At 37.9% G+C, this 346-nt stretch carries 1 pseudogene; it reads left to right on the plus strand.

The features are described 5' to 3' along the window. Positions 1-346: pseudogene (locus CIK77_RS17415) on the plus strand (homoserine dehydrogenase); the annotation flags it as partial.

Genomic DNA, 346 nt, shown 5'->3' on the forward strand with positions numbered 1-346 from the left:
AAAGAAGGCATTACAATCGGGGAAAAATGTTGTTTCAGCAAACAAAAAGATGATTGCCACTCATCTCGAAGAACTCGTTAATATCCAGCAAGAATTCGGAACGAGTTTACTATACGAAGGAGCCGTGTGTGGAAGTATCCCCATTATTCGAAATCTTGAAGAATATTATGACAACGAATTGCTCCATTCTATCAGCGGAATATTCAACGGATCTTCTAATTATATTCTTTCAAAAATATTCAATGAAAATCAAAGCTACGATGTGGCTTTGAAAAAGGCACAAGAACTAGGTTTTGCAGAGACGGACCCCACCTTAGACGTTGGTGGTTACGATCCAAAATATAAG

The organism is Microbacterium sp. JB110 (assembly GCF_003335195.1).
In the GTDB taxonomy this organism is placed as follows: Bacteria; Actinomycetota; Actinomycetes; order Actinomycetales; family Microbacteriaceae; genus Microbacterium.